The organism is Pseudomonas sivasensis (genome assembly GCF_021391435.1).
GTDB classification, from domain to species: domain Bacteria; phylum Pseudomonadota; class Gammaproteobacteria; order Pseudomonadales; family Pseudomonadaceae; genus Aquipseudomonas; species Aquipseudomonas sivasensis.
In genome coordinates this window covers 2,270,154-2,295,170 of the sequence record NZ_CP090029.1, presented here as the reverse complement: position 1 = coordinate 2,295,170, position 25,017 = coordinate 2,270,154, and the positions used below count along the sequence as shown (strand labels likewise).

At 60.7% G+C, this 25,017-nt stretch carries 26 protein-coding genes and 2 pseudogenes; 13 read left to right on the top strand and 15 right to left on the bottom strand.

Annotated features, from left to right (window positions below):
- Positions 1-186: 186 nt before the first annotated feature.
- Positions 187-888 (top strand): hypothetical protein, encoded by a 702-nt coding sequence (locus tag LRO94_RS10465; protein ID WP_032886668.1) that lies wholly within the window; start codon positions 187-189, stop codon positions 886-888.
- A 44-nt stretch (positions 889-932) separates the two neighbouring features.
- Complete coding sequence (locus tag LRO94_RS10460; protein WP_032886670.1) at positions 933-1,988, top strand: permease; 1,056 nt, start codon at positions 933-935, stop codon at positions 1,986-1,988.
- Here the strand turns inward: LRO94_RS10460 and mnmH are convergent.
- The 4 genes from mnmH to LRO94_RS10440 all read right to left on the bottom strand — a co-directional run bounded on the left by mnmH (position 1,978) and on the right by LRO94_RS10440 (position 5,269).
- A complete protein-coding gene (gene mnmH / locus LRO94_RS10455; RefSeq protein ID WP_179179267.1) occupies positions 1,978-3,111 on the bottom strand; it encodes a tRNA 2-selenouridine(34) synthase MnmH in 1,134 nt (377 codons plus the stop codon). The two genes, LRO94_RS10460 and mnmH, sit on opposite strands and share 11 nt — an antisense overlap.
- A complete protein-coding gene (gene selD / locus LRO94_RS10450) occupies positions 3,111-4,145 on the bottom strand; it encodes a selenide, water dikinase SelD (RefSeq protein WP_032886671.1) in 1,035 nt (344 codons plus the stop codon). The genes mnmH and selD overlap by 1 nt, the downstream gene beginning before the upstream one ends.
- Positions 4,146-4,239: 94 nt before the next feature.
- Complete coding sequence (locus tag LRO94_RS10445) at positions 4,240-4,989, bottom strand: TerC family protein (RefSeq protein WP_032886672.1); 750 nt, start codon at positions 4,987-4,989, stop codon at positions 4,240-4,242.
- Between the two features lie 28 nt (positions 4,990-5,017).
- Positions 5,018-5,269, bottom strand: a complete 252-nt coding sequence (locus LRO94_RS10440; RefSeq protein ID WP_032886673.1) for a hypothetical protein — start codon at positions 5,267-5,269, stop codon at positions 5,018-5,020.
- Between the two features lie 134 nt (positions 5,270-5,403).
- Between LRO94_RS10440 and nhaR the strand changes: the two genes are divergently transcribed.
- Positions 5,404-6,306 (top strand): transcriptional activator NhaR, encoded by a 903-nt coding sequence (nhaR, locus tag LRO94_RS10435; protein WP_032886675.1) that lies wholly within the window; start codon positions 5,404-5,406, stop codon positions 6,304-6,306.
- Positions 6,307-6,310: 4 nt separating this feature from the next.
- On the opposite strand, the gene LRO94_RS10430 is transcribed toward nhaR, so the two are convergent.
- Positions 6,311-7,468 carry an MFS transporter gene (locus LRO94_RS10430; RefSeq protein ID WP_032886677.1) on the bottom strand — a complete coding sequence of 386 codons (1,158 nt, stop codon included), beginning with the start codon at positions 7,466-7,468 and terminating at the stop codon, positions 6,311-6,313.
- A 240-nt stretch (positions 7,469-7,708) separates the two neighbouring features.
- Here LRO94_RS10430 and sstT point away from each other — a divergent pair, with 240 nt between their 5' ends.
- Complete coding sequence (gene sstT, locus LRO94_RS10425) at positions 7,709-8,929, top strand: serine/threonine transporter SstT (RefSeq protein WP_032886678.1); 1,221 nt, start codon at positions 7,709-7,711, stop codon at positions 8,927-8,929.
- 63 nt (positions 8,930-8,992) lie between these two features.
- Here the strand turns inward: sstT and LRO94_RS10420 are convergent, their stop codons facing one another.
- Entirely contained in the window at positions 8,993-9,502 is a 510-nt protein-coding gene (locus LRO94_RS10420; RefSeq protein WP_032886679.1) for a DUF1993 domain-containing protein, read from the bottom strand.
- A gap of 117 nt (positions 9,503-9,619) precedes the next feature.
- Between LRO94_RS10420 and LRO94_RS10415 the strand changes: the two genes are divergently transcribed.
- Positions 9,620-10,267, top strand: a complete 648-nt coding sequence (locus LRO94_RS10415; protein WP_032886681.1) for a YceH family protein — start codon at positions 9,620-9,622, stop codon at positions 10,265-10,267.
- A 274-nt stretch (positions 10,268-10,541) separates the two neighbouring features.
- Here the strand turns inward: LRO94_RS10415 and LRO94_RS10410 are convergent, their stop codons facing one another.
- Positions 10,542-11,360 carry a shikimate 5-dehydrogenase gene (locus LRO94_RS10410; RefSeq protein WP_099601852.1) on the bottom strand — a complete coding sequence of 273 codons (819 nt, stop codon included), beginning with the start codon at positions 11,358-11,360 and terminating at the stop codon, positions 10,542-10,544.
- A gap of 156 nt (positions 11,361-11,516) precedes the next feature.
- Between LRO94_RS10410 and LRO94_RS10405 the strand changes: the two genes are divergently transcribed.
- The 3 genes from LRO94_RS10405 to LRO94_RS10395 all read left to right on the top strand — a co-directional run bounded on the left by LRO94_RS10405 (position 11,517) and on the right by LRO94_RS10395 (position 12,573).
- Positions 11,517-11,870, top strand: coding sequence for a hypothetical protein (locus LRO94_RS10405; protein WP_032886686.1), 354 nt, complete (start codon positions 11,517-11,519; stop codon positions 11,868-11,870).
- A gap of 233 nt (positions 11,871-12,103) precedes the next feature.
- Entirely contained in the window at positions 12,104-12,298 is a 195-nt protein-coding gene (locus tag LRO94_RS10400; protein ID WP_032886687.1) for a hypothetical protein, read from the top strand.
- Between the two features lie 92 nt (positions 12,299-12,390).
- Complete coding sequence (locus LRO94_RS10395; RefSeq protein ID WP_032886689.1) at positions 12,391-12,573, top strand: hypothetical protein; 183 nt, start codon at positions 12,391-12,393, stop codon at positions 12,571-12,573.
- Between the two features lie 3 nt (positions 12,574-12,576).
- Here LRO94_RS10395 and LRO94_RS10390 read toward each other — a convergent pair whose 3' ends face one another.
- On the bottom strand, positions 12,577-13,644 hold the full coding sequence (locus LRO94_RS10390; RefSeq protein WP_032886690.1) for an AI-2E family transporter: 1,068 nt from the start codon (positions 13,642-13,644) through the stop codon (positions 12,577-12,579).
- Positions 13,645-13,804: 160 nt separating this feature from the next.
- On the opposite strand from LRO94_RS10390, the gene trhP reads away from it, so the two are divergent.
- Entirely contained in the window at positions 13,805-15,118 is a 1,314-nt protein-coding gene (trhP, locus tag LRO94_RS10385; RefSeq protein WP_122754035.1) for a prephenate-dependent tRNA uridine(34) hydroxylase TrhP, read from the top strand.
- Here the strand turns inward: trhP and LRO94_RS28060 are convergent.
- The 3 genes and pseudogenes from LRO94_RS28060 to LRO94_RS10375 form a co-directional block, all read right to left on the bottom strand.
- The gene (locus LRO94_RS28060) at positions 15,115-15,870 is read right to left on the bottom strand and encodes a methyl-accepting chemotaxis protein (RefSeq protein ID WP_401380624.1); all 756 of its coding nucleotides are present in this window, start codon (positions 15,868-15,870) and stop codon (positions 15,115-15,117) included. The genes trhP and LRO94_RS28060 overlap by 4 nt on opposite strands.
- Positions 15,871-15,972: 102 nt before the next feature.
- Positions 15,973-16,794, bottom strand: a pseudogene (locus LRO94_RS28055) (cache domain-containing protein); the annotation flags it as partial.
- A 61-nt stretch (positions 16,795-16,855) separates the two neighbouring features.
- Positions 16,856-18,175 (bottom strand): Na+/H+ antiporter family protein, encoded by a 1,320-nt coding sequence (locus tag LRO94_RS10375; protein WP_164558491.1) that lies wholly within the window; start codon positions 18,173-18,175, stop codon positions 16,856-16,858.
- A gap of 212 nt (positions 18,176-18,387) precedes the next feature.
- Between LRO94_RS10375 and LRO94_RS28050 the strand changes: the two are divergent.
- Positions 18,388-19,704: pseudogene (locus LRO94_RS28050) on the top strand (HAMP domain-containing protein); the annotation flags it as partial.
- A 102-nt stretch (positions 19,705-19,806) separates the two neighbouring features.
- Positions 19,807-20,562: a methyl-accepting chemotaxis protein gene (locus tag LRO94_RS28045; protein ID WP_401380621.1), complete on the top strand. Its 756-nt coding sequence runs from the start codon at positions 19,807-19,809 to the stop codon at positions 20,560-20,562.
- A 13-nt stretch (positions 20,563-20,575) separates the two neighbouring features.
- Here the strand turns inward: LRO94_RS28045 and LRO94_RS10365 are convergent, their stop codons facing one another.
- From LRO94_RS10365 to LRO94_RS10350, 4 genes are read right to left on the bottom strand one after another with little or no spacing between them, the layout of a single operon-like run.
- A complete protein-coding gene (locus LRO94_RS10365; protein WP_179179268.1) occupies positions 20,576-21,928 on the bottom strand; it encodes a sensor histidine kinase in 1,353 nt (450 codons plus the stop codon).
- Entirely contained in the window at positions 21,925-22,593 is a 669-nt protein-coding gene (locus LRO94_RS10360) for a response regulator transcription factor (RefSeq protein WP_032886699.1), read from the bottom strand. The genes LRO94_RS10365 and LRO94_RS10360 overlap by 4 nt, the downstream gene beginning before the upstream one ends.
- Positions 22,593-22,904 (bottom strand): PepSY domain-containing protein, encoded by a 312-nt coding sequence (locus LRO94_RS10355; RefSeq protein WP_032886701.1) that lies wholly within the window; start codon positions 22,902-22,904, stop codon positions 22,593-22,595. The genes LRO94_RS10360 and LRO94_RS10355 overlap by 1 nt, the downstream gene beginning before the upstream one ends.
- The gene (locus LRO94_RS10350; protein WP_032886703.1) at positions 22,904-23,206 is read right to left on the bottom strand and encodes a PepSY domain-containing protein; all 303 of its coding nucleotides are present in this window, start codon (positions 23,204-23,206) and stop codon (positions 22,904-22,906) included. Before LRO94_RS10350 ends, LRO94_RS10355 begins: the two co-directional genes overlap by 1 nt.
- 158 nt (positions 23,207-23,364) lie before the next feature.
- Between LRO94_RS10350 and LRO94_RS10345 the strand changes: the two genes are divergently transcribed.
- Complete coding sequence (locus tag LRO94_RS10345) at positions 23,365-24,444, top strand: patatin-like phospholipase domain-containing protein (RefSeq protein ID WP_179179269.1); 1,080 nt, start codon at positions 23,365-23,367, stop codon at positions 24,442-24,444.
- 76 nt (positions 24,445-24,520) lie between these two features.
- Complete coding sequence (gene queD, locus LRO94_RS10340) at positions 24,521-24,877, top strand: 6-carboxytetrahydropterin synthase QueD (protein WP_003173033.1); 357 nt, start codon at positions 24,521-24,523, stop codon at positions 24,875-24,877.
- Positions 24,878-25,017: the final 140 nt, after the last annotated feature.

The window sequence follows — 25,017 nt, the reverse complement described above, 5'->3', positions numbered from 1 at the left end:
TGCGCAACATTAGCGGGCTATTATCCCGCGCAGGCGAACCAATACGCCTGCCGGCACTCATAAGTGCGCTTAAACGGTGAATGGAGGCGCCTCGCTATAACGACACGGGATACCGCAGGACGCCACCGGCGTCATTGGGGCCAGGCTTGTCCGCCTTAACGTGACGCACGAAGACTCGAACCTATAATGAAGATCAAGCCTCTGCGCCTTGTGCAACGACTCAAACACTATTCGTATGTCATGTTGCCGCTGCTGCTGGTCAGCGGCGCCATGGTTGCAGCCCTCGATGCCCGTGAAAGCCGCGCCCAACCGGTGGACGGTGTGCAAACCCTGGTGTTCCTGCGCCACGGCGAAAAGCCCGCCGGCGGACTCGGCCAGCTCAATTGCCAGGGCCTGAACCGCGCGATGAACCTGGCCACCCTGCTGCCGGAAAAATTCGGCAAGGCCAACTTTGTGTTTGCTGCCAACCCGACGCGCAATGTCGAGGAAGGTGAGCTGGACAATTCCTACAGCTACATCCGCCCACTCATGACCATCAGCCCCAGCGCAATCAAGTTGGGCCTGCCGGTGAATATCAAATTCTCGGCGAATGACACCAGCGACCTCGCCGATGAGCTGGTCGAAGACAAATACCACAACGCCACCATCTACACCGCCTGGTCCCACGGTTACCTGCCGGAGTTGATCAATAAGGTGGCGAGTGAAGCGTCCGGCGAAAAACACACAATTACCGACGATTGGTCGGGCAGTGACTACGACACGCTGTATGTACTGACGCTGACCTGGCACAACGGCAAGGCCTCGCTGCTGAGCCGCAACTACAAGCAGGGCTTGAACGACGGCGATGAAACCTGCCCGGAACCGACACAGGTGAGTGCCGATAGCTGACAGCGTATGATGCGTCGCTATTGACTCACCGGCGGATCATCAGCATGTCTAAACTCTCCTCCACCCAGCCCGTACGGGGCTGGTCGTTCTGGTGGAAACCAGCGCTGTTCCTCTTGGTGGCCTGCATAGGCCTCTATTACGTGAAGTGGTCGCCCTACTACTTCAAGGCATTTGTAGCGGCCGACAATCACAGCATCGGCGCCTCGATTCTCAACGATCAACAAAGCTCGCCCCTGGCGGCAGCGCTGGCCTATGCCCAGGTGTATTTCCTGGCGATCTGGAAAGCCGCGGTGCTGGCGGTGATCCTGGGCTCGCTGCTGCAAGTGCTGATCCCCCGTGACTGGCTGCTGCGCCTGTTCGGCCGTGCAGGCCTCGGTTCGACCGTGCGCGGCGGGTTGTTCGCCTTGCCGGGGATGATGTGCAGTTGCTGCGCGGCGCCGGTGGCGGCGGGCATGCGGCGCCAGCAGGTGTCGGTGGGCGCGGCGCTCGCTTTCTGGATTGCTAACCCGGTGCTCAATCCTGCCACCCTGGTGTTCATGGGCTTTGTGCTCGGCTGGGGATTTACCGCGTTGCGGTTGGTGGCGGGAATTGTTCTGGTGGTGGGCGTGTCGCTGGTGGCGCAGCGCATTGCTCGCCCGGACCAGATGCCTGAAGCGGCGTTGGACGCTGTCGCCGACGTCAGCACCATCGAGGCGCAACCTTTCCTGAGCCGCTGGTTGCGCACCTTGTGGCAGCTGTTCTGGAACACAATCCCCATCTACATCCTGGCGGTGCTGATCCTGGGTGCTGCACGGGTATGGCTGTTCCCCCATGTGGACGGCGCCATGGCCAACAGCCTGGTATGGCTGGTGCCGCTGGCGATTGTCGGCACGTTGTTTGTGATTCCTACAGCGGCTGAAATCCCCATCGTACAAACCATGATGGCCCTGGGCATGGGCACCGGCCCGGCCGTGGCCTTGCTGATGACCCTGCCGAGCGTAAGCCTCCCGTCGCTGTTGATGCTGCGTAAGGATTTCGATGCGCGGGTGCTGGTGACGGTGGCCGGGTTGACCATGCTGGTGGGAGTGGTGTGTGGGCTGATCGGGGCGGTCATTCTTTAGTTGTGTTGTTAGGCTGATGGCGGTTGCGCGAGCGAGCCCCACGCTCGCGCAAGTATTCCACCACCGCTGCCTGCTCCCCGGCAAACTCGATCCGTGCACCTTTCTTCTCACGTTGAAACGCGTACATAGGGTCGTAGTACTCACGCAACCCCACGATCCAACCCCGATGCAAGTCCACGCTACCGCTGCGGGCCTGTTCAGCCAGGGCCGCTTGCATCAGCGCGTGCAAACGCTGATAGCGCTCGCCCCCCAGACGCTTGTGGATATTGGCCAGGCTCTGGGTCAGACGCTCGGCAAACCGCTCGAAACCCGCTTCGCCAAACGCTACGGCGAACTGCGCACACAGATCGGTCACGTACTCGCGTAATACCCGCTCTACGCGGTTTTCCAGGCTTTCTTCCAGCCACACCATTGGATACACCTGCATGCCCCGGTGCAGGTTCAGCGGCAAGGCGCAGCTGCCGATCATGCGGCTTTCGTCCTCAAGCACAAACTGTTCGATGCCTCGTGCGCGTTTTTTCAGAACGTCCACTGCCAGGCGGTTTTCGAAGTCGATGTTGGACGGCTGGCCGCTCGCGCGCTTGCCGAAGCTGGAACCACGGTGATTGGCGTGGCCTTCCAGGTCCAGGCCATTGTTCAACTGATTGATGACCTCGGTCTTTCCGCTGCCGGTCAGGCCGCCCAACAGCACGAAATCACACTGTTCGACCGCTTGGTCCACGGTCTCCAACAGAAACGTGCGCATGGCCTTGTAGCCACCGCCGATCCGCGGATAGTCGATACCCGACTCGTCCTTGAGCACCTGTTTCACCAATTGCGAACGCAGGCCGCCACGAAAGCAATACAGGTAACCGTCCGGGTTGGCCTGGGCAAACTCGGTCCAACGTGCCAGGCGCTCTTCAAGCACCTTGCCGCTGACCAACTGGTGCCCAAGGACGATTGCCGCCTGCTGGCCTTGCTGCTTATAGCAAGTGCCGACGCGCTGGCGCTCGTCATCGTTCATCAGCGGCAGGTTGACGACGCCGGGGAACGCGCCCTTGATGAACTCCACCGGCGCGCGGGTATCCATCATCGGCCGGTCGTTGAGGAAAATGTCGCGGTAATCGGTGATGTCAGTTGCCATCAAAACACCTCTACCGCGTTGGTCTGTCGCTCTACCAGTGCGCCGATCGGCTCCAGGCTCAGGCCCAGTTCCTTCGCCACGGCATGGAACTCGGCATCACCTTCGGGGGTGACGGCGATCAACAGCCCGCCACTGGTCTGCGGGTCGCATAGCACGCGCTTGTGCAACTCCTGCACGCGCCCGAGTTTGCTGGCGTAGCTGTCAAAGTTGCGCAAGGTGCCGCCGGGTACGCAACCCTGGTCCAGGTAGTACTCGACCCCGGGCAGGCGTGGGACTTTTTCATATTCGATGCGTGCAGTCAGGCCACTGCCGTCAGCCATTTCCACCAGATGGCCCAACAGGCCGAAACCGGTGACGTCGGTCATGGCTGTCACGCCGGCCAGCTTGCCGAAACGGCTACCGGGCTTGTTGAGGGTGCACATCCAGTCGCGGGCCAGGCCGATGTCAGCCTCGCGCAGCTTGCCCTTCTTTTCGGCAGTGGTGAGGATGCCGATGCCTAAGGGCTTGGTCAGGTACAGCTGGCAGCCAGCAGTGGCGGTGTCGTTGCGCTTCATATGGCGCTTTTGCACGATGCCGGTCACGGCCAGGCCGAAGATCGGCTCCGGCGCGTCGATGGAGTGGCCGCCTGCCAGGGGGATACCGGCGGCGTCGCACACCGAACGGCCACCGCGAATCACTTCTCGGGCAATCTCCGGCGCCAGCACGTTAACCGGCCAGCCGAGAATGGCGATGGCCATCAACGGGTCGCCGCCCATGGCGTAGATGTCGCTAATAGCATTGGTGGCGGCTATGCGGCCGAAGTCGAAGGGATCATCGACAATCGGCATGAAAAAGTCCGTGGTGGAGACCACACCGCGCTCGTCGTCGATGGCATACACCGCCGCATCGTCCCGCGAGGCATTGCCGACCCACAGGTTGGGGTCGAGGTTCTGTGCGCCGCTGCCGGCAAGGATAACTTCCAATACCTGGGGCGAGATCTTGCAACCGCAACCCGCGCCGTGACTGTACTGGGTAAGGCGAATCGGCTGGTTCATGGTGGACCTCAAAGTAACAAGTGGGGGGAGTCTACCAGACAGCAAAAAGCCGGCTGGGCGCTTGCGAGCACAGCCGGCTTTCAGGTTTCAGCGATTACTGGCGGGCAGCGAGCAAACGCTTGTGACGGTTGCGTCGTGCGATGTTCAAGCATTCGATGGCCGCCGAGAAGGCCATGGCTGCGTACACGTAGCCTTTAGGCACATGGGCGCCGAAGCCTTCGGCGATCAGCGTCATGCCGATCATGATCAGGAAGCCCAGGGCCAGCATCACCACGGTCGGGTTGTCGTTGATGAATTTGGCCAACGGCTCAGCCGCCACCAGCATCACGATCACCGAGGTCACCACGGCAATGATCATGATCGGCAAGTGCTCGGTCATGCCCACGGCGGTAATGATGCTGTCGATGGAGAACACCAGGTCGAGCAGCAGGATCTGCCCGATCGCCGCGGCGAAGCCAATGGCCACGGTGTTGCCAACCGACGCTTTCTCTTCAGGCTCCGGGTCCATGCTGTGATGGATCTCGGTGGTGGCCTTCCACACCAGGAACAGACCACCGGCGATCAGGATCATGTCCTTCCACGAAAACGCCTGGCCGAGTACTTCAAACACCGGTGCCGTCAACTGCACGATAAACGCGATAGTGCTCAACAGGCCCAGGCGCAATATCAGCGCCATGCTGATACCGATGCGCCGTGCCTTGGCCCGGTGCTGCTCGGGTAATTTGTTGGTGAGGATCGAAATAAAGATCAGGTTATCGATGCCCAGCACGATTTCCATGACGATCAGGGTGGCCAGTGCAACCCAGGCGGTGGGGCTGGCGGCCAGTTGTAAAAGGTAATCCATAGGTCAGTCCTGAGGTTGTGCCGGGAAATTAAGCTTCTTTACTGTTCGAGTCAGACTCGTTTTCTTCCTGATCGTCCTTTTTTTGCGGACTGATAAGGCCTTGTGTCGCTTCACTCAATGCCTGCTCGGCAGCCTTGTGGGTGTCATCGATGGCTTGCTTGGCCGACTCGGTGGCCTTGCCCAAGACCTGCTGAGCACTTTTCTCGACCTGATCGCAACCGCTGATCATTACCAAGGTAAGCGCAAGCAACGATGCCGCGCCCAGGGAATTGAGCTTCATCATGTATTCCTCGTTAGAACCATTGGGTCCAAATAGTGGCCCCGCGATAGCGAGGCATTCTATGCACGCGAACACTTCAGTAAAATTCGTATTTTTCTAGCATATACTTCGGTTTTTACGAAGTGATGGCTGCCATGCTCAATTACCGACAATTGCACTACTTCTGGGTCGTGGCCAAAACCGGCAGCATTGTGCGCGCCTGTGAGCAATTGAACCTCACGCCCCAGACCATCAGCGGGCAGATCAGCCTGCTGGAACAAACCTTCGGTATCGCCCTGTTTCAACGAGTCGGCCGCCAGTTGGAGCTGACCGAAGCCGGGCGCCAGGCTCTGCCCTATGCCGAGCACATGTTCCAGACCGGCAATGAATTGGAAGCAATGCTGCGCGCGCAACCCGATCAACAGCAGATTGTGTTCCGGGTCGGTGTGGCGGATGTGGTGCCCAAGTCCATCGTCTACCGTCTGATCGCACCGACCATGGAGCTGAGCGAGCCGCTGCGCATCACCTGCCGCGAAGACAAACTCGAACGCCTGTTGGCCGACCTGGCGATCCAGCGCCTGGACCTGGTGATCTCCGACAGCCCGATGCCGTCGCACCTCGACATCAAGGGCTACAGCCAGAAATTGGGGGAGTGTGGCATCAGCTTTTTTGCCACTCAGGCATTGGCCGACCAACATGGCGGCGATTTCCCACAGTGCTTGCACGGCGCGCCGCTATTGATTCCAGGCGCGGAGACGGTGGTGCGCAGCCGCTTGCAACGCTGGTTCGCCGAGCAGCAGATCCAGCCGAAGATCATCGGCGAGTTCGATGACAGCGCCCTAATGCAGGCGTTTGGCCAATCCGGCAGCGGGATTTTTATCGCTCCCAGCGTGATCGCCGAGGAGGTGGTGCGCCAGTACGGCGTGGCGCTGATCGGTCAGACCGATGCGGTCACCGAGTCGTTCTACGCGATCTCGGTGGAACGCAAGGTCAAGCACCCCGGCATCGTGGCGATTACCGAAGGGGCAAGGCGCGAGCTGTTCACCGCCCTGCCCTGAAGACTCAGGCCCCGGACGCGACCGGCTGTTTGGCGGTCATCAGCCACAGCGCCAGCAGGATCGACACCAGGATAAACCCGGACGCCGCAAAGCCCAGACTGCCCAGGCCAAAGGTGTCGATGACGTGCCCGCCGACCAACGCCCCCAAGCCAATCCCCAGGTTGGCCCCGGCAATGTTGAGCGACGCGGCGAACGCCGGCGCATGGGGCGCGGCCTTCATCAGTCGTACATGGCTGACCAGGAACATCGCCGCTTGGGTCACGCCCCACACCGCCATCGCTGCTGCCAGGCCGACGGTGGAGTGAATCGCCGGCACCAATGCCACCATGCCGGCGATCATGAAACCGCAGAACACCATGGACGCGATCAACGGGTGGCGATCCACAGCGCGGCCGCCCAAAGAGTTGCCAATCAGCCCGACAGCACCAAAGCCCATCAGGCACCAGCCCACCAGGGTCCCGTCGAAACCGGCCAGGCGTTCAAGGATGTCCGCCAGGTAGGTATAAGCCGTGAACATGCCGCTGAACACCAGGATCGACAGCAGGATATGCCCCTGCATCAAGGGGTTGCGCAGGATCTTGAACTGCGAGCGCAGTGTCACTTCGTCGTTTTTCGGTTTCGTCACTGGCAAGTAGATAAACAGCAGCAAAGCCTTGGCCAACGCCACCACGGCCAGGATGGCGAACGCGGTACGCCAGCCGAACATATCGGAAATCAGCGTGCCCACCGGGATGCCAAATACCGTGGCGCAGACAATGCCGAAGCCGATCTTTTCAATGGCACGCCCAGCGTATTCCGGGCCGACGATGTCCACCGCCGTTTCGCTGGCCAAGGCCCAGAACACCGGCAAGCCCAGGGCCGGAATCAGACGCGCCACGGCCATTACCCAGATATTCGGCGCCAGCGCGGCCACGGTGTTGGCTGCCGCGAACATGATCAGGATGGTGATAAACAGGCGCTTGCGCGGGAAACGAGCGCAGTACGCCGTTAGGAACGGCCCGAACGCCGCTACGGTAAACGCGAACAGCGTCACCAGCAGCCCTGCCTGGGACACGCTGACATTCAGGTCCCGGGCAATCGACGGCAGCAGACCGACGATGATGAATTCTGTGGTCAGCACGGTAAAGCCGGCGGCCGACAGCAGCAGGATGGGAAACAGCATGAAAACTCCAGAAACAACGACATCAACGACAGCCCGAAGGGCCCGCTGACGGATAGGAAAGTTGAGAGGGGCGAATCTTAACAGAGTATGTCCGGAGTTGAACAAGGCTCGCCGCCGTGGGTGACGGAATGCCGCACTAAACGGGACATGTCCTACAGCATGCTAGACTCGCCGCCTGCTTCCTACAGCGCTTTCGCCTGCAATGCTGCGCCCTACTAAAAAAACTAGAGACAACTGTTTATGACTCCTGCCCCTTCCCTCCTCCAACGGCTGACACGCGTCAGCCTGGTCACGCAAATCGTCATCGGTTTAATCGCCGGCATTCTGCTGGCATTGCTGTTGCCTGAAGCCGCCAGAGCCACCGGATTTATCGGCAAAGTGTTTGTCGCCGCGCTCAAGGCAGTCGCGCCGATATTGGTGTTTGTGCTGGTGATGGCCTCGATAGCCAACCATAAACACGGCCAGGAAACCCATATCAAACCGATTCTGTTCCTGTATTTGCTGGGCACATTCGCCGCCGCCGTGGTGGCGGTGATTGCAAGCATGTGGTTTCCCTCGCCGTTGGTGCTCGTCACCCATGACGCCGCCGTCAGCGCTCCCGGCGGTATCGACGAGGTGCTGCAAAGCCTGCTGCTCAGCGTCGTGGACAACCCGATCAGCGCGCTGATGAACGCCAACTTCATCGGCATCCTGGCCTGGGCGATCGGCATGGGCATCGCCATTCGCCATGCGGGCGAAACCACCCGCACCGTGCTCGACGACCTCTCCAACGGCGTGACCCTGATCGTGCGCGTAGTTATCCGCTTCGCCCCCCTGGGTATTTTCGGCCTGGTCGCCTCGACCCTTGCCACTTCCGGTTTCGGCGCCCTGCTCGGCTACGCGCACCTGCTGCTGGTGTTGATCGGCTGCATGCTGTTCGTGGCCTTGGTGGTCAACCCGGCTATCGTGTTCTGGAAGCTGCGCCGCAACCCCTATCCGCTGGTGTTGATGTGCCTGCGCGAGAGCGGCATCACCGCGTTCTTCACCCGCAGCTCCGCAGCGAACATTCCGGTAAACCTAGCGTTGAGCAAACGCCTGGGCTTGCATGAAGACACCTATTCAGTGTCGATCCCGCTGGGTGCCACCATCAACATGGCCGGCGCCGCGATCACCATCACCGTGCTGACCCTGGCCGCCGTGCATACCCTGGGCATCAATGTCGACCTGCCGACCGCCGTGCTGCTTAGCGTGGTCGCGGCCGTGTGTGCGTGTGGCGCATCAGGCGTGGCCGGGGGTTCGCTGTTGCTGATCCCGCTGGCGTGCAGCCTGTTCGGTATTCCGAGTGAAATCGCCATGCAGGTGGTGGCCGTCGGCTTCATCATCGGTGTGCTGCAGGATTCGGCGGAAACTGCGCTCAACTCCTCCACCGATGTGCTGTTCACCGCCGCTGCGTGCCTGGGCAAGGAAGAGCAACCAGCTTAACGTTCGCGCACAAAAAAACCGGGGCGATTCCAGAGGGAACTGCCCCGGTTTTTTTATGGAAGCTTAGAACGCGCCCATGTAGTCACGCTTGCCCACTTCAACGCCGTTATGGCGCAGCAAGGCGTAAGCGGTGGTGACGTGGAAGAAGAACTGCGGCAGGCCGTAGGTCAGCAGGTAGGACTGGCCGCTGAAGCGCTTCTCTTTCGGGGTGCCTGGGCGGGTGATGATCTCGATACCTTCTTTGCCGTCGACTTGCTCAGGCTTGATGGTGTCGACAAACGCCAGGACCTTGGCGATCAGCGCTTGCAGGTCGGCGAAGGTCACTTCGCTGTCTTCGTATTTAGGCACTTCGATCTCGGCCAGGCGCGCAGAAACGCCTTTGGCGAAGTCGACGGCGATCTGCACCTGGCGCACCAGTGCGAACATGTCCGGGAACAGACGCGCTTGCAACAGAGCGTTGGGTTCGATGTTCTTGGCAGTAGCGTGGGCTTCGGCCTTGTTCAGCACATCGCTGAGGGCGTTAAGCATTTGCTTGAAGACTGGGATGGAGGCGGCGTACAGGGAAATAGTCATGACAGTCTCATCGGTAATGGCAGGGTTGGAACCAGCGGCGATTATAGCCATGCCCGGCGCTTGTCTTTTATTTTTTCAGGATTACGCTAGTGGCCTTCACTGCATAGGGAACGCGCGATGACCGCCGAGCACGACACCGACACCCCTGAGCCGCGCCTGAACAGCACGGAAATCCGCATTCTGGGCTGCCTGATCGAAAAACAGGCAACCAACCCGGAAACCTACCCCCTGACCCTCAACGCCCTGGTGCTGGCCTGCAACCAGAAGACCAGCCGTGAACCAGTGACAAACCTCAGCCAGGGCCAGGTTGGGCAAAGCCTGCGCGTACTGGAAGGCCAAGGCTTCACCCGCCTGGTGATGGGCAGCCGCGCAGACCGTTGGGAACACCGTGTGGACAAGGCACTGGAGCTGGTACCTGCGCAGGTGATCCTGATCGGGCTGCTGTTTTTACGTGGCCCGCAGACCGTCAATGAACTACTGACCCGCAGCGGACGCATGCATGATTTCGAAGATGCCGAGCAGGTGGTGCACCAACTGGAACGCCTGATTGCACGCGGGTTGGCGCTGCTGGTGCCGCGTCAGGCGGGGCAGCGGGAAGATCGGTATACCCATGCGCTTGGGGATCCGGCGGATATCGAGGTAATCATCGCGGCGCGAGGGAATCCTGTGGAGCGCGGGGCTGGAGTGTCTGTGGAGCGTATTGAAGAGCTGGAAGCGCGGATCGCAGCGCTGGAAGAGCGCCTCGCACAGCTGGAACAGGCATAACTCGGTAAAAACTGTGGGAGGGGGCGGTTCAGTTGGAACAGATTTGACTGACACACCGCTATCGGGAGCAAGCCCCCTCCCACAGTTGAGTGGATTTCAGTCCGGCAATGTGTTGATCGTGAATGCGTAAAGTTAAAGCTAAGTAACTGCTCCCCTGAAGATCAACATGTGGGAGGGGGCTTGCTCCCGATGGCGGTGGCTCAGTTGGAACAGCTTGTACTGACTGAGCGCTATCGGGAGCAAGCCCCCTCCCACAGTTGATTACCAGCGATCTTCAGCTCCGGGCAAAAGCCACGGCTTTTTCGAACTGTTCCGGGGTCGGCCGCACGCCCGTGTAGAGCACAAACTGTTCCAGCGCCTGGATTGCAATCACTTCCAGCCCAGTAATGACGCGCTTACCTTGGGCCCGTCCACGCACGATCAACGGCGTTTCGGCGGGAATCGCCACCACGTCGAACACCGTCTCGGCGTTATCAACCGCATCCGCTTCAAACGCCAACGCATCTGCCTCGGCGCCGCCGGTCATGCCAATCGGTGTCACGTTGACCAGCATCTGCGGGCGCAGGTCGCCCAGTTCAGCCAGCCACTCATACCCCAGGCTCTGCGCCAGCGCCTTGCCCGCTGCTTCATTGCGCGCCACGATTACGCCATTGGCATAACCGCCGTCACGCAAGGCGCTGGCCACGGCCTTGGCCATACCGCCGCTGCCGCGCAGGGCGAACGTGGAGTCTTTGGGCACATCGTGCTTTTTCAGCAATTGCTCGATGGCGATGTAATCCGTGTTGTAAGCCTTCAGATGCCCGCCGGTATTGACGATGGTGTTGAGGGAGGCGATGGCTTGAACCGAATCGTCGAGTTCGTCCACCAAGGCAATAGCGGCCTCCTTGAACGGCATCGACACCCCGCAACCGCGAATGCCCAACGCACGGATACCGCCTATCGCTCCCGGTAAATCTTGGCTGCTGAACGCCTTATAGTAGAAATTCAGACCCAACTGTTCGTACAGGTGGTTATGAAAACGCAGGCCAAAATTCCCGGGGCGGGCCGACAATGACATGCACAGCTGGGTGTCCTTGTTGGGGTGCATCTGCATGGATAACTCCTTTGAGTAAGCAAATCGGTACAGACCTTACACAACCTTTACCTAGCGGCCGTGCTGTTTTTCAGAAATACGTTGTCTTAAAAGTATCCCCGCGACATTACTTGAGTCTATTGACTGCAGACCACAAGCGCAGGGGCCAACCGAGGAATGACCATGATTCGTAAACTCCCCAAGATCGCCTTGCTGGTAGGTGCACTCGCTATGGCCGGCCAAGCCTCCGCCCACGGTGGTGGATGGGGTGGCCCGGCCGTCTTGGGTGCACTGGTCGGCGCCGCCGTGGTGGGCTCCGTGGTTGCCAGCCAACCCCGTGAGGTCTATGTGCAGCAGCCGGTGTACGTGCAACCGCAGCCGGTGTATGCCGCGCCGCCACCGGTCTACTACGCACCGCCTCCACCTGTGTATGTGCAGCAAGAGGTGTATTACCGCCCGGCTCCCGTCTATTACGGCCCACCGCGTGGTTATTACGGCCCTCCCCACGGCTACTACCGTCACGGCTGGTAAGCCCTTATCTTCATGTTCGAAACAGGCCTCGCCCAACAAGCGAGGCCTTTTTTGTACACAACGACCGGATTTATCGTGCCAAGGTCGCTCTGAGGACAATGGCCAAGCGACAATCGCGCACTATTCAGTTCGAAAGTCTACTTGCCCGACCGGGGCTCACGCTGTCATGTTTGTGTCACGACACACTCCCACTATCGATGCAGTCCACCCAATAACAACAAGGACGACAGACCATGCCCACACAAAACCCGCACCGCACCGCTGGCCTCTGTACGTCCAGCAAGGTTTACAGCGCCCTCACGGAACTCAAGCACCTGGAAGGCCACCGCACTGCAAAATTCCTGGCGTTGCTGGCGGAAAACCTCGTGCGCAAAGGTCTGCTCAATGAGCAGGAAGTGGTGAGCATGCTCGATCAGGTGGTCGACTGACGTCTCTTGTTGATGTCGACTATTGAGCCAGGTGATTTTTCTTAAGCCGCCAGGCCCCTTAAGGTGACCCCCATAGCGATTGGAGGCCCCTTATGCCAACTGTTCAAATCATGTCTGTCATCGGCAGCGCCGTCCCCGCCCCTCTTCGGGAGCTGGGTTTGCTTGCCTGCTGGTACCTGGTACGCGACGGCGAAACCATCAGCGGACCACTCACGTCCCTGTCCGCCGCCGAAAAACAACTGCAAAACGCCTCGAATTTCCGGCTCCACGCCTGAGACTTATGGCAATGGCAGCTTGACCCGAGGCTTACTTTCGACAAACAGCGCCCAACTGGACATGAACAGCGCCGCCACCAGCGGCCCGATCACAAACCCGTTGAGGCCAAACACCGATAAGCCGCCCAGCGTCGAGATCAGGATCAGGTAGTCCGGCATCCTGGTGTCTTTGCCCACCAGGATCGGGCGCAGCACGTTGTCCACCAGCCCAATCACAAACACGCCAAACAAGCTCAACACGATGCCCTGCCAGATCGAACCGCTCAGCAGGAAGTAGGCGGCCACAGGCCCCCACACAATCCCCGCGCCCACCGCTGGCAGCAACGACAGAAACGCCATCAATACCGCCCAGAGCAACGCACTGGGAATGTCCAGGAACCAGAAAATCAAACCTCCCAGTGCCCCTTGAGTCACGGCCACCAACACGTTGCCCTTGACCGTGGCACGCACCACCCGATTGAACTTCAGCTGCAACCGGCGCTTCTGCGGCTCGGCCAGCGGCACTGCCGTGCGCACTTTGCGCACCAGTTCCGGACCGTCGCGCAGCAGGAAAAACAGCAGATACAGCATGATGAAAAAACTCACCAGGAAATCAAACGTTCCCTGCCCAAAGCTGAACGCCTGGGACGCGAAGAACTGGCTGCCCTGCATCGCGCTCTTGACGATATTCTCACGCAGCCCCTCAAGGTTACCCATGCCAAAGCGGTCCAGCAGGTGCTGGAAGTAAGGCGGCAGGAAGTGCTTGAACTGCTCGATATAACCGGCCACGTCGAGCTTGCCACTCTCGATGTTTTTGTAGAGCGTCGCGCCCTCTTGCACGAGCAAGGCGCTGGTGATGATCACCGGCAGGATCGCGATCACCAGGCACACCATTAAGGTACTTAGGGATGTAAGGTTGCGGTTCCAGCCGAACCGCTGCTGCAGGCGGCGCTGCATGGGGGCAAAGATGATGCCGAGGATCACGGCCCAAAACACCGCACCGTAGAACGGCAGCAATATCCAGATAAAGGCGATGGTCACCAGGACCAGCAGCAGCAACAGGGTTTTGAATTGCAGGTTGGTTTGATTCATGTTCGATCCATGTCAAAAAAGCAGGGCGCGCGTTTGCGTCCCGGTGCTTAGTCCCCCGCAACTCCTGGGAGTGCCATCTTTGTTGAGGTAAGCGTAGACCCAGATCAATAAAGCCTTGCGCCGCTTCAACTACCCTCGCGCCTTTTTGCGACCCAAGCCCATGCCTCCTATCATCGCCCCCGAACTGCTCGCCCCCGCCGGCACCCTGAAAAACATGCGCTACGCCTTCGCCTACGGCGCCGATGCGGTGTACGCCGGCCAGCCACGCTACAGCCTGCGCGTGCGCAACAACGAATTCGACCACGCCAACCTGGCCCTCGGCATTGACGAGGCTCATGCACAAGGCAAGCGCTTCTACGTGGTGGTCAACATCGCGCCGCACAACGCCAAACTCAAAACCTTCCTCAAGGACTTGGCCCCGGTCATCGCCATGGGCCCGGACGCACTGATCATGTCTGACCCTGGCCTGATCATGCTGGTACGTCGGCATTTTCCGATGATGCCGATTCACTTGTCAGTGCAGGCCAATACGGTGAACTGGGCCAGCGTGGAGTTCTGGCAGCAGCAAGGGATTTGCCGAGTGATCCTGTCGCGGGAACTGTCACTGGAAGAGATTGAAGAAATCCGCCAGCAGGTGCCGGCCATGGAGCTGGAGGTGTTTGTACACGGTGCCCTGTGCATGGCCTATTCCGGGCGCTGCCTGCTCTCGGGCTACATGAACAAGCGCGACGCCAATCAAGGCAGTTGCACCAATGCCTGTCGCTGGAAATACCAGGCCACACCGGCGGTGGAGAACGCCACGGGGGATATCGTCCAGGAGTATCAGCCGACCCTCGGGATGGGCGCACCGACTGATCAGGTATTCCTGTTGCAGGAGGCCAACCGTCCCGATGAGCAGATGCCCGCCTTCGAAGACGAACACGGCACCTACATCATGAACGCCAAGGACCTGCGCGCGGTGCAGCACGTAGAACGCCTGACTCACATGGGTGTGCATTCGCTGAAAATCGAAGGCCGCACCAAGTCCCACTTCTACTGCGCACGCACCACCCAGGTGTATCGCCAGGCCATTGATGATGCAGTGGCCGGTCGCGCGTTTGATCGCGGCTTGATGATTAATCTGGAGTCCCTGGCCCAACGCGGCTACACGGAGGGTTTTCTGCGCCGCCATGTGCACGATGAATACCAGAACTACCAGAACGGCAGCTCAGTGTCCGAGCGCCAGCAGTTTGTGGGCGAGTTGACCGGCGAGCGCCGGGGCGACCTGGCCGAGGTCAAGGTTAAAAACCGCTTTGCCGTGGGTAATCACCTGGAGCTGATGACCCCCGCCGGCAATTTCCACTTTGACCTGGCCGACTTGCGCAACGCCAAGGGCGAAGCCATCGAGGTCGCGCCGGGGGACGGACACACAGTGTATGTGCCGCTCCCGGCCCAGATGGACTTGCGCTTCGGCTTGCTGATGCGCGACGTTTAAATCCGGAACTGCCCGACCAATTGCCCCAAACGATGCCCCAGATCCGCCAGGCTGCGAGAGGTCTGGGCGCCCAATTGGGTTTCGTCTGCCACGCTGTCCACCGCCACGGCAATCTGGTGCACGCTGCGGTTGATCTCTTCGGCCACAGCGGTCTGTTCTTCGGCGGCGCTGGCGATTTGTGCGTTCATTGAATTAATGGTGCCGATCAACTGGGCCATGGTGTCCAGGGATGCGCCAGCCTGATTGGCCTGGGCCGAAGTGCCGTCACCGGCATCGCTGGAACGGCGCATCGCGTCCACGGCGGCGACCGTGCCTTTTTGCAGGCGGTCAATCATGCCCTGGATTTCCTGGGTGCTGGTCTGGGTGCGACTGGCGAGGGCACGTACTTCGTCGGCGACCACCGCAAAACCACGGCCGGCCTCCCCTGCCCGCGCGGCTTCAATCGCCGCGTTCAGGGCCAACAGGTTGGTCTGCTCGGCAATCGAACGGATTACGCTCAATACGCTGACAATCGACGCCACATCCTGCTGCAGGCTGTCGAGGGATACGCCGCTGCTGCGGATATCGCTCACCAATGCATGGATCTGCGCGATGCTACCGTCCACCACCCGCTTGGCGGCCTGGCCTTCGGCGTCGGTCTGTTGCGCCGCCACGGAGGCGCCCTGGGCACTGCGCGCCACTTCTTGCGCAGCCGAGGACATCTGGTTGATCGCGGTGGCCACCTGGTCGGTCTCGTGGCGCTGGCGTTCCATGGCCTGCTCCGAGCGCTGGGCCTGGTCGGACACCTGGCTCACCAGCCCGGTCAGTTGCGCGGTCATTTCAGTGATCTGGCGCACCAGGCCGTGGATCTTGTCGACAAACCGGTTAAACGCGCCGGCCAGCTCGCCCAACTCATCCTGACTGGTGATGGCCAGGCGGCGGGTCAAGTCGCCTTCACCGGCCGCGATGTCATCAAGGTTGGCTTTCATCAGGTGCAGCGGACGCAGGATGGTATTGGCCAGCAGCATGCCCACGGCGGCAATCACCAACAGCACCACCGCGGCCACGCCAAGGATGCTCAGCAACACGCCTTCCATGCGCTTTTCTACCTTGGCCTCGACCACTGCCACCTGGGCTTCGATGCCGTCCAGGTTCACCGAGGTACCGATGACCATGTCCCACTTGGGCAGGTATTCGGTGTAGCCGAGCTTGGGCACCAGTTCGGTCTGGCCGGGTTGGGTGGAGCTGTATTGCAGGTAGTGGCTGCCGTCCTTACCGACCTTGACCAAGTCGCGGTTGACGTAGACACCGTTGGGGTCACGGTTGTCCTTGAAACTCTTGCCCACGCCGTCGGGGCTGTTGCCCTTGAACAGGCGAATGGTCTCGGAGTCGTAGCCGAAGAAGTAACCGTCCTTGCCGTAGCGGGTGTTGGACAGCAGCTTGACCACCTCGGCGCGCGCCGCTGTGTCGCCAGGTGCGGCAGCGTCGTAAAGCGGCTTGATGGTGGTCATGGCCACTTCTACATAACTTTGCAGAGTGGCCTTGGCGTCGTTGAGCAGGCGCTGGCGGGTTTCATCCACCTCGTTGCGCGCCTGCCCCTGGAGGATCCATACGGTGGTCAGGCTAATCACCACGGCAAACAGCAGCACCGGCACGATCGCGAGGGACAGTACTTTGGCCTTCAAATTCAGACGCATGGCTTTTCTCTCTTATTAGGCGACTTGAGAGGTTATCGACCAACGTCAATGAATCTGTAGATCAGAGCGTCATCGCCGCAAACCAGCCAAATGCCAGCAACGGGATGTTGTAGTGCAGGAACGTCGGCACCACGGTGTCCCAGATATGGTGATGCTGGCCATCGATATTCAGGCCGGAGGTCGGGCCGAGTGTCGAGTCCGACGCCGGTGAACCGGCGTCGCCCAGCGCACCCGCCGTACCGACGATGCACACGATGGCCATCGGGCTGAAGCCCAACTGCACGCACAGCGGCACAAAAATCGCGGCAAGGATCGGCACCGTGGAAAACGACGAGCCGATGCCCATGGTCACCAACAGGCCCACCAGCAACATCAACAACGCACCGACCCCACGGCTGTGGCCGATGAACGCCGCCGAGGTTTCCACCAGCGAGCGCACGTCGCCGGTGGCCTTGAGCACCTCGGCAAAGCCTGAGGACGCAATCATGATGAAGCCGATCATAGCCATCATCTTCATGCCTTCGGTGAACAGGTCGTCGGTGTCGCGCCAGCGCACAATCCCCGACACCGAGAAGATAAGGAAGCCAGCCAAAGCGCCGATGATCATCGAGTCCAGCCACAGTTGAATGATGAACGCCGAGGCAATCGCCACGCCGGCCACCATCAGGGTCAGCGGGTTGTACTGAACGGCCACCTGCTCGACCCGCTCGATTTTTTCCAGGTCATACACGCGCTTTTTGCGGTAGCTGATAAACACCGCCACCAACAGGCCAACCACCATGCCCAGGGCGGGCAGGCTCATGGCGTGGGTCACGTTGACCTGACTGATGTCCACCCCACTGTTGGCCACATTGGCCAGCAGGATCTGGTTAAGGAAGATGTTGCCGAAGCCCACCGGCAGGAACATGTAGGGGGTGATCAGGCCGAAGGTCATCACGCAGGCAACAAGGCGGCGGTCCAGTTGCAGCTTGGTCAGCACGTACAACAGTGGCGGCACCAGCAGCGGGATAAACGCAATGTGGATCGGCAGGATGTTCTGCGACGCAATCGCCACTGCCCACAGCAGGCCGATCAACAGCCATTTGACGTGGCTGCCGCCGGTGGCTTCCTGGCGGTCGACCAGCAACAGCGCCTTGTCCGCCAGGGCGTGGGCCAGGCCTGACTTGGCAATCGCCACCGCGAAAGCGCCGAGCAATGCGTAGGACAACGCCACGGTCGCACCGCCGCCCAAACCGCCGTTGAAGGCTTTGAGCGTGGCTTCGATGCCCAGGCCACCGGTCAACCCGCCCACCAGGGCGCCGACAATGATGGCGATGACCACATGCACGCGGGACAGGCTGAGCACCAGCATGGTGCCGACCGCGGCGATGACTGCGTTAATCATGGTTACCTCAAGCAGAAACATAAAAAACAGGCATGCCCGCGCCCAGGTGGCCATTGGCTGGCGACCCGCGTGCAGGCTTTAAGGAGGTCTTATTAGAGGGCGCGCACTTTGCAGCAGGTAGGGCTACATGTCAAAAAACGACACCGATTTCAGATTTAAATTGATTGTTTGAATAAAGAAGCCTTCACAGCGGCCGATAAACTGACTCTATGTGCTTTCAGGTTAAGGATGTCCCGATGTCGCTCAGGCAGCTCTCCATTCAATGGAAAATCACCCTGCTCGCCGGTCTTTGCCTGCTAGGGATCGTGACCCTACTGGTGGGTTTGTCGCTGTATCGCATGGCGCAAAGCTCGGAGCAGGTCCAGGCGTCCAGCATGCAGATGCTCAACACCTCCGCCCAGGCACGCATCGAAGCCCAGGGCGAAGCGCAGGCGCTGGGTATTCGTCGCCAGTTCATGGATGCCTACCAATACGGCCACGGTTTTTCCCGTCAGGTCCTGTTCCTGCGCGAACAGGCCGAAAAGCGCTTCCTCGATGCCTTCGACACCCGCGAAGACCTGACCCGCCAGGTCAAGGCCGCGCTGCAGGCCAACCCGGACTTGCTGGGTTTGTCCTTGGTGTTTGAAGCCAACGCGCTGGACGGCAAGGACGAGTTGTTCGCCGATCAGGCGGAGCTGGGCAGTAACAACAAGGGCCGCTTCGCCCTGTACTGGTCTCAGCCGACTCCGGGCACACTCACCTCGATGGCGCTGCCTGAAAGCGACATGGCCGACACCAGCATCGGCCCCAGCGGTGAACCGGCAAACGCCTGGTTCACGTGCCCACGCACCACCCTCAAGCCATGCGTGATCGAACCCTACTTTTATATGATCAACGGCCAGAACGTGCTGATGACTAGCATCGTGTTCCCGCTGATGGTCAACGGCAAAGTCATCGCGTCGCTGTCGGTGGACATCAACCTCAACAGCCTCCAGGCCGTGAGCCAACAGGCCAGCAAAAAACTGTACGACGGCCAGACACAGGTGAGCATCCTCAGCTCCACCGGTTTGCTCGCCGGCTACAGTGCGGATGCCACTCAATTAAGCAAACGCCTGGATCAAGTCGACACCGTCAGCGGCCCTAAAGTGCTCAGTGCATTGGCCAGCGGCCCACAGATCCGCAGCCTGCGCACCGACCTTCAGCTCAAGGTGCTGGCGCCGTTCGCGCCGATCCCCGACGGCAAGCTGTGGGGCGTATTGCTGGATGTGCCGGAAAAAGTCTTGGTCGGCCCAGCCGAAGCACTGAAGGCGCAATTGGATGCCGACAACGCGCGTGGCACGTTGCTGGAACTGGGCCTGGGCCTGCTGGCCGCGGTGATCGGTCTGATCCTGGTATGGCTGATGGCCCGCAGCGTGACGCGACCGATCCTCGGCGTGGCACACATGCTCGAAGACATCGCCAGCGGCGAAGGCGACCTGACACGTCGCCTGGCCTACGACAAGAAGGATGAATTGGGGCAGCTCGCGGGCTGGTTCAACCGTTTCCTCGACAAGCTGCAGCCGATCATTGCCGAAGTGAAACGCTCGGTGCAGGACGCTCGTGGCACCGCCGACCAATCCGCCGCGATTGCCACGCAGACCAGCGCCGGCATGGAACAGCAGTACCGCCAGGTCGACCAGGTGGCTACCGCCTCCCACGAAATGAGTGCTACCGCCCAGGACGTCGCACGCAGCGCGGCCCAGGCCGCGCAAGCCGCACGCGATGCCGACCAGGCCACCCGCGACGGCCTGACCGTGATCGACCAAACCACCACCAACATCGGCCACCTGGCGGCGGATATGAGCACGGCCATGGCCCAGGTCGAAGGCCTGGCCGCCAATAGCGAGAAAATCGGCTCGGTACTTGAAGTGATTCGCGGCATTGCCGAGCAGACCAACCTGCTGGCGCTCAACGCAGCCATCGAAGCCGCCCGCGCCGGTGAGGCCGGTCGTGGCTTTGCGGTGGTGGCGGATGAAGTGCGCAACCTTGCGCGGCGCACCCAGGAATCGGTGGAAGAAACCCGCCTGGTGATTGAGCAACTGCAAAGCGGCACCGAGGATGTAGTCGGTTCCATGGGCAACAGTTATCGCCAGGCGCAGGGCAGTGTCGAACAGGTCGGCCAAGCCGTGACGGCCCTGCGCCAGATTGGCGATGCGGTCACAGTGATCAGCGACATGAACCTGCAGATCGCCAGCGCCGCCGAAGAGCAAAGCGCGGTGGCCGAGGAGATCAACAACAACGTGGCAACCATTCGCGATGTGACCGAGTCGTTGTCGGAACAAGCCAATGAATCGGCGCGGGTGAGCCAGGCGTTGAACAGCCTGGCGAATCAGCAGCAGGGGTTGATGGACCAGTTCCGCGTCTGAGGGTTGAAGAGGGTCAAATGTGGGAGGGAGCCGGTCGAATCGTCGCACCGCCCCTTCCACAGGGCAATTCGATCAGCACCTTGAGCCCGCCCAGCTCGCTTTCCTGCAACTGCAACACCCCGCCCCACACCTCGACGATATCCCGCACGATCCCCAGCCCCAAACCATGGCCATCAATCTGCTCATCCAGGCGTGTGCCACGGCTGAATACCTGATCGCGCTGGGTTTCGGGGATACCGGGGCCGTCATCCTCAACCACCAGCAGGTAGCAGTTGGCGGTTTCACTGATATTCAGCCGCACATCGGCATCCGCCCATTTGCAGGCGTTGTCCAGCAGATTGCCGAGCAGTTCCAGTAGGTCTTCCCGGTCCCAAGGCAATTGCAAGCCTGGGGCCGCGTGGTAACTGAGGTCCAGGTGCTCGCCATGGACCATGTTCAGGGTGGCCAGCAAACCGGGCAGTTCTTTTTCACAGTCGAACAAGGCGCCCGGCAAGGTTTCGCCGGCCAGGCGTGCGCGGTTGAGCTCACGGTTGAGGCGCTGTTGAACCTGCTCCAACTGCTCGCGCAAGAGTTTGCTCAGTTTAGGGTGATCCTTGAGCGCCTCGCTCGACGCAGCGCTCAACAGCACCGCCAGCGGGGTTTTGAGGGCATGGCCCAGGTTGCCGAGGGCATTGCGCGAGCGCTTGAGGCTGTCTTCGGTGTGGGCCAGCAGGTGGTTGATCTGCGCCACCAGCGGCTCCAGCTCCAACGGCACCTGGGTGTCGAGTTGCGAGCGCTGGCCCTGCTGCAATTGGGCGATCTGGTTGCGGGCGGTTTCCAGCGGGCGCAAGGCGCGACGTACGGTGACCCGCTGCAGGATCAATACCAGCAGCAACGCCGCCAACCCCAGCACCAGACCGATCTGACGCATCAGCCGGAAGCTTTCCCGCACGGGTGTGTAGTCCTGAGCCACGCTGATGGAAATTGATTGGCCAAAGCGTTTGTAGTCCGAGCGCAATACCAGCAACTGCTGGCCTTCCGGGCCCAGTTGCAGGTTGCCCTTGAGCCCCACTTCGGGCAGTCGGGGCAACTCCTGATCCCACAGCGAACGGGAACGCCAATGGGTGTCAGCAAAATCGATACGGAAGTAATGCCCGGAAAACGGCCGCTGATAGGCCGGCGAGAGGCGCTGCTCATCCAACTGTACGCCGTTGGGCCCGCGCACCAGCGCCACCAACAGGTTTTCAGCGTCGTTGCGCAACCCTGCTTCCAGGTAGCGCTGCAAACCGGCTTCAAACAACCACAGACTGGTTTGCGCCAACACCAGGCCGACGATCACCATCACACTGATCAACCCCAGGCTGAGGCGGCGTTGAATCGACTTCATGCAGGGCTGGCGCCAAAGCGGTAACCCTGGCCGCGCCGGGTTTCGATCACGCTGCGCCCCAATTTGCGGCGCAGGTGATTGACGTGGACTTCCAGCACGTTGGAATCGCGCTCCGTCTCGCCGTCATACAAGTGCTCAGCCAGGTGGCTTTTCGACAGGATCTGTTCGGGGTGCAGCATGAAGTAGCGCAACAGGCGGAATTCGGCGGCGGTCAGTTGGATCTCGTCACCGTCGCGCAGTACGCATTGGCGACCTTCGTCCAGGTGCAGCCCGGCGGCCTGCAAGGTGGGCTGGTTGGCCTGGCCGTGGGAACGGCGCAACAGCGCCTGGATGCGCAGGTGCAGTTCTTCGGGGTGAAAGGGTTTACTCAGGTAGTCGTCGGCACCGGCCTTGAGCCCTTCGATCCGTTCTGCCCACGAATCGCGGGCGGTAAGAACGAGCACCGGAGTGGCCAGCGCGGCTGCACGCCATTGCGCCAGCACCTCAAGGCCGGGCAAACCGGGCAGGCCGAGGTCGAGGATGATCAGGTCGTAGGGTTCGCTGCGGCCCTGGTAAGCAGCGTCGCGGCCGTCGGCCAGCCAGTCGACGGCATAGCCCTGGCGCTGCAGGCCGGCCAACAATTCATCGGCCAGGGGTACGTTGTCTTCCACCAGGAGCAGGCGCATCAGTCTTCCTCGTCTTTGATCAGTACACCGTTGGTGGCGTCGAGTTTAATCTCACGTACCACACCTTCGGTGGTCACCAACTCCACTTCGTAGGCATATTGGCCGTGTTTTTTCTCAAGCTCGGCTTCCAGCAAACGGGAGCCGGGATACCGCGCCATGGCCTGCTGCAACAGTTGCTCCAGCGGCAGGATCACCCCCTGCTGGCGCAGCGCGAGGGCTTCGTCCTGGTTGAGATCGCGGGCCTGCAAACCTGAGCAGAACACCACCAGCACCAACGCCACTCGACTGCCGGCGCGTAAATTTACCTTCATTACGTATCCTGATGATTCTTGAGAACCTGCCCGGTGAGCGCGTCCAATTCAACATCCCATTCAATGCCGTGGCGATCTTCCAACTCAACCTCGTAGACGTACTTGCCATACGCCTCGTCCAGATCGGTGTCCAGCAGCGTCGAACCGGGGTGCAGGGCCAGGGCCGTGGCTTCCAGTTGGTCAAAGGCGACAATTGTAACAGTGGCGGGCACGGTCAGTGGCTTGTCGGGGTCCACGGCTCCGGCCTGGGACGCCGCGGAGGCGATGATAGCGGCGGCGACCAGAGCAGTGAGGCGTTTCATGATAAGTCTCCATAACACGAAGTTAGTCCTACGCCAGCCACGGTATATGCCGCAACTTAACTGAAGCTGAATTGCCACCATGGCAATTTCGGGAAAGGCCTTTTCCCACAACCCGCGAGATTTCCTATACTGCCCCGCTCGCTTCAACAGAGACCGGTATGACAGCCATTCACATCAAGTTTCCCGCCCTGACCCTCAAGGCCGGCACGCGCGCCCTCGCCCGCATCCGCGAACAAGGCCTTAAGCCTGCCGACGTAGGCATCCTCCCCGGTGCGGCTGGCGGCCCCAAGGCTTTGGGCATCCAGGGCCTGGACTTGGCGCTGTTCGGCGACTGGCTGCCCCGCGCACCACGGGAGCGGGCGCTGATAGGCGCATCCATCGGTTCCTGGCGCTTTGCCAGCGCCTGCCTGCCCAACCCGGTGCAAGGCCTGCTGGACCTCGGCCGCTTGTACAACGAGCAGCGTTTTGCCAAAGGCGTGACCATGGCCGAGGTCACCCAGAGCTGCCAGCGCATGCTCGACGACCTGCTCGCCGGCCGCGATGCACGCGTACTGGACAATCCCGACTATCGCCTGAATATCATGGTGGTCAAAAGCCACGGCCTGCTTGCCGACGACCATCGCGGGCGCCTGGGTCTGGGCCTGTCAACGGTGATCGCCGACAACCTGCGCGGCCGCGCGCGGCTGTCGCGGCATTTCGAACGGTTGATCATCCATGACCCGCGCCAACTGCCACCGGTGCATCCACTGAAGGATTTCCCATCGCGGTTTCTTGAACTGGATGCAGGCAACCTGCGCCAGGCACTTCTGGCGTCGGGCTCGATCCCGATGGTGATGCAAGGCGTGCGCGACCTGCCCGGCGCAGGCGCTGGCACCTACCGCGACGGCGGCCTGCTGGACTACCACCTTGACCTGCCCTACCACGGCGATGACATCGTGCTGTACCCGCACTTTACCGATCGGGTGATCCCCGGCTGGTTCGACAAAGGGCTGCCATGGCGGCGCAGCAATCAGCAGGGATTGCAGGACGTGTTGCTGCTGGCGCCGTCCAAGGACTACCTGGCCCGCCTGCCCCACGGCAAACTGCCGGACCGCAGCGATTTCAAACGCTTTTTGGGCGACGACGAAAGCCGCAATAAGTACTGGCAAACCGCGATGAGCGAGAGCCAGCGGTTGGGGGATGAGTTTCTGCAACTGGCGGATAACGGAGGCCTGGGCGAGCGCTTGCAGGCGCTTTGACCCAGCGGTATGCGCGGCGCGTGATCAAGCTGTTAAACTCGCCGCCTGCCAGATACCTGACCGAGCTGAAAATACTGTGGAAATCTTCAAAGAGTTTACCTTCGAATCCGCCCACCGCCTGCCGCACGTGCCGGATGGCCACAAATGCGGGCGCCTGCATGGGCATTCGTTCAAGGTGGCGATTCACCTGAGCGGCGACCTGGATCCCCACACCGGCTGGATTCGCGACTTCTCGGAGATCAAGGCGATTTTCAAGCCACTCTATGAACGCCTCGACCACAACTACCTCAATGACATCCCAGGCCTGGAAAACCCAACCAGCGAAGTGCTGGCCAAGTGGATCTGGAATGAACTGAAACCACTGCTGCCAGAACTCAGCGCAATTCGCATCCATGAGACCTGCACCAGCGGCTGTATCTATCGCGGCGAGTAAGCCAGCGATGTGAAAAAACCACCCATGCGGTGGTTTTTTTGTGGCTGCCTCACTTACAGCCACGCTTCCCGACGGTAAGGAGCACTTGCGCCGACGGCCGGACTCAAGCCCAGCGATCACACACGCTGTCCGACTGATCC

What these genes read in the sequence shown, in the direction of transcription:
- LRO94_RS10465 (WP_032886668.1), top strand. Translation starts at nt 187, where the DNA reads ATGAAGATCAAGCCTCTGCGCCTTGTGCAACGACTCAAACACTATTCG.
- LRO94_RS10460 (WP_032886670.1), top strand. Translation starts at nt 933, where the DNA reads ATGTCTAAACTCTCCTCCACCCAGCCCGTACGGGGCTGGTCGTTCTGG.
- mnmH (WP_179179267.1), bottom strand. Translation starts at nt 3,111, where the DNA reads ATGGCAACTGACATCACCGATTACCGCGACATTTTCCTCAACGACCGG.
- selD (WP_032886671.1), bottom strand. Translation starts at nt 4,145, where the DNA reads ATGAACCAGCCGATTCGCCTTACCCAGTACAGTCACGGCGCGGGTTGC.
- LRO94_RS10445 (WP_032886672.1), bottom strand. Translation starts at nt 4,989, where the DNA reads ATGGATTACCTTTTACAACTGGCCGCCAGCCCCACCGCCTGGGTTGCA.
- LRO94_RS10440 (WP_032886673.1), bottom strand. Translation starts at nt 5,269, where the DNA reads ATGAAGCTCAATTCCCTGGGCGCGGCATCGTTGCTTGCGCTTACCTTG.
- nhaR (WP_032886675.1), top strand. Translation starts at nt 5,404, where the DNA reads ATGCTCAATTACCGACAATTGCACTACTTCTGGGTCGTGGCCAAAACC.
- LRO94_RS10430 (WP_032886677.1), bottom strand. Translation starts at nt 7,468, where the DNA reads ATGCTGTTTCCCATCCTGCTGCTGTCGGCCGCCGGCTTTACCGTGCTG.
- sstT (WP_032886678.1), top strand. Translation starts at nt 7,709, where the DNA reads ATGACTCCTGCCCCTTCCCTCCTCCAACGGCTGACACGCGTCAGCCTG.
- LRO94_RS10420 (WP_032886679.1), bottom strand. Translation starts at nt 9,502, where the DNA reads ATGACTATTTCCCTGTACGCCGCCTCCATCCCAGTCTTCAAGCAAATG.
- LRO94_RS10415 (WP_032886681.1), top strand. Translation starts at nt 9,620, where the DNA reads ATGACCGCCGAGCACGACACCGACACCCCTGAGCCGCGCCTGAACAGC.
- LRO94_RS10410 (WP_099601852.1), bottom strand. Translation starts at nt 11,360, where the DNA reads ATGCAGATGCACCCCAACAAGGACACCCAGCTGTGCATGTCATTGTCG.
- LRO94_RS10405 (WP_032886686.1), top strand. Translation starts at nt 11,517, where the DNA reads ATGACCATGATTCGTAAACTCCCCAAGATCGCCTTGCTGGTAGGTGCA.
- LRO94_RS10400 (WP_032886687.1), top strand. Translation starts at nt 12,104, where the DNA reads ATGCCCACACAAAACCCGCACCGCACCGCTGGCCTCTGTACGTCCAGC.
- LRO94_RS10395 (WP_032886689.1), top strand. Translation starts at nt 12,391, where the DNA reads ATGCCAACTGTTCAAATCATGTCTGTCATCGGCAGCGCCGTCCCCGCC.
- LRO94_RS10390 (WP_032886690.1), bottom strand. Translation starts at nt 13,644, where the DNA reads ATGAATCAAACCAACCTGCAATTCAAAACCCTGTTGCTGCTGCTGGTC.
- trhP (WP_122754035.1), top strand. Translation starts at nt 13,805, where the DNA reads ATGCCTCCTATCATCGCCCCCGAACTGCTCGCCCCCGCCGGCACCCTG.
- LRO94_RS28060 (WP_401380624.1), bottom strand. Translation starts at nt 15,870, where the DNA reads ATGGAACGCCAGCGCCACGAGACCGACCAGGTGGCCACCGCGATCAAC.
- LRO94_RS28045 (WP_401380621.1), top strand. Translation starts at nt 19,807, where the DNA reads ATGGAACAGCAGTACCGCCAGGTCGACCAGGTGGCTACCGCCTCCCAC.
- LRO94_RS10365 (WP_179179268.1), bottom strand. Translation starts at nt 21,928, where the DNA reads ATGAAGTCGATTCAACGCCGCCTCAGCCTGGGGTTGATCAGTGTGATG.
- LRO94_RS10360 (WP_032886699.1), bottom strand. Translation starts at nt 22,593, where the DNA reads ATGCGCCTGCTCCTGGTGGAAGACAACGTACCCCTGGCCGATGAATTG.
- LRO94_RS10355 (WP_032886701.1), bottom strand. Translation starts at nt 22,904, where the DNA reads ATGAAGGTAAATTTACGCGCCGGCAGTCGAGTGGCGTTGGTGCTGGTG.
- LRO94_RS10350 (WP_032886703.1), bottom strand. Translation starts at nt 23,206, where the DNA reads ATGAAACGCCTCACTGCTCTGGTCGCCGCCGCTATCATCGCCTCCGCG.
- LRO94_RS10345 (WP_179179269.1), top strand. Translation starts at nt 23,365, where the DNA reads ATGACAGCCATTCACATCAAGTTTCCCGCCCTGACCCTCAAGGCCGGC.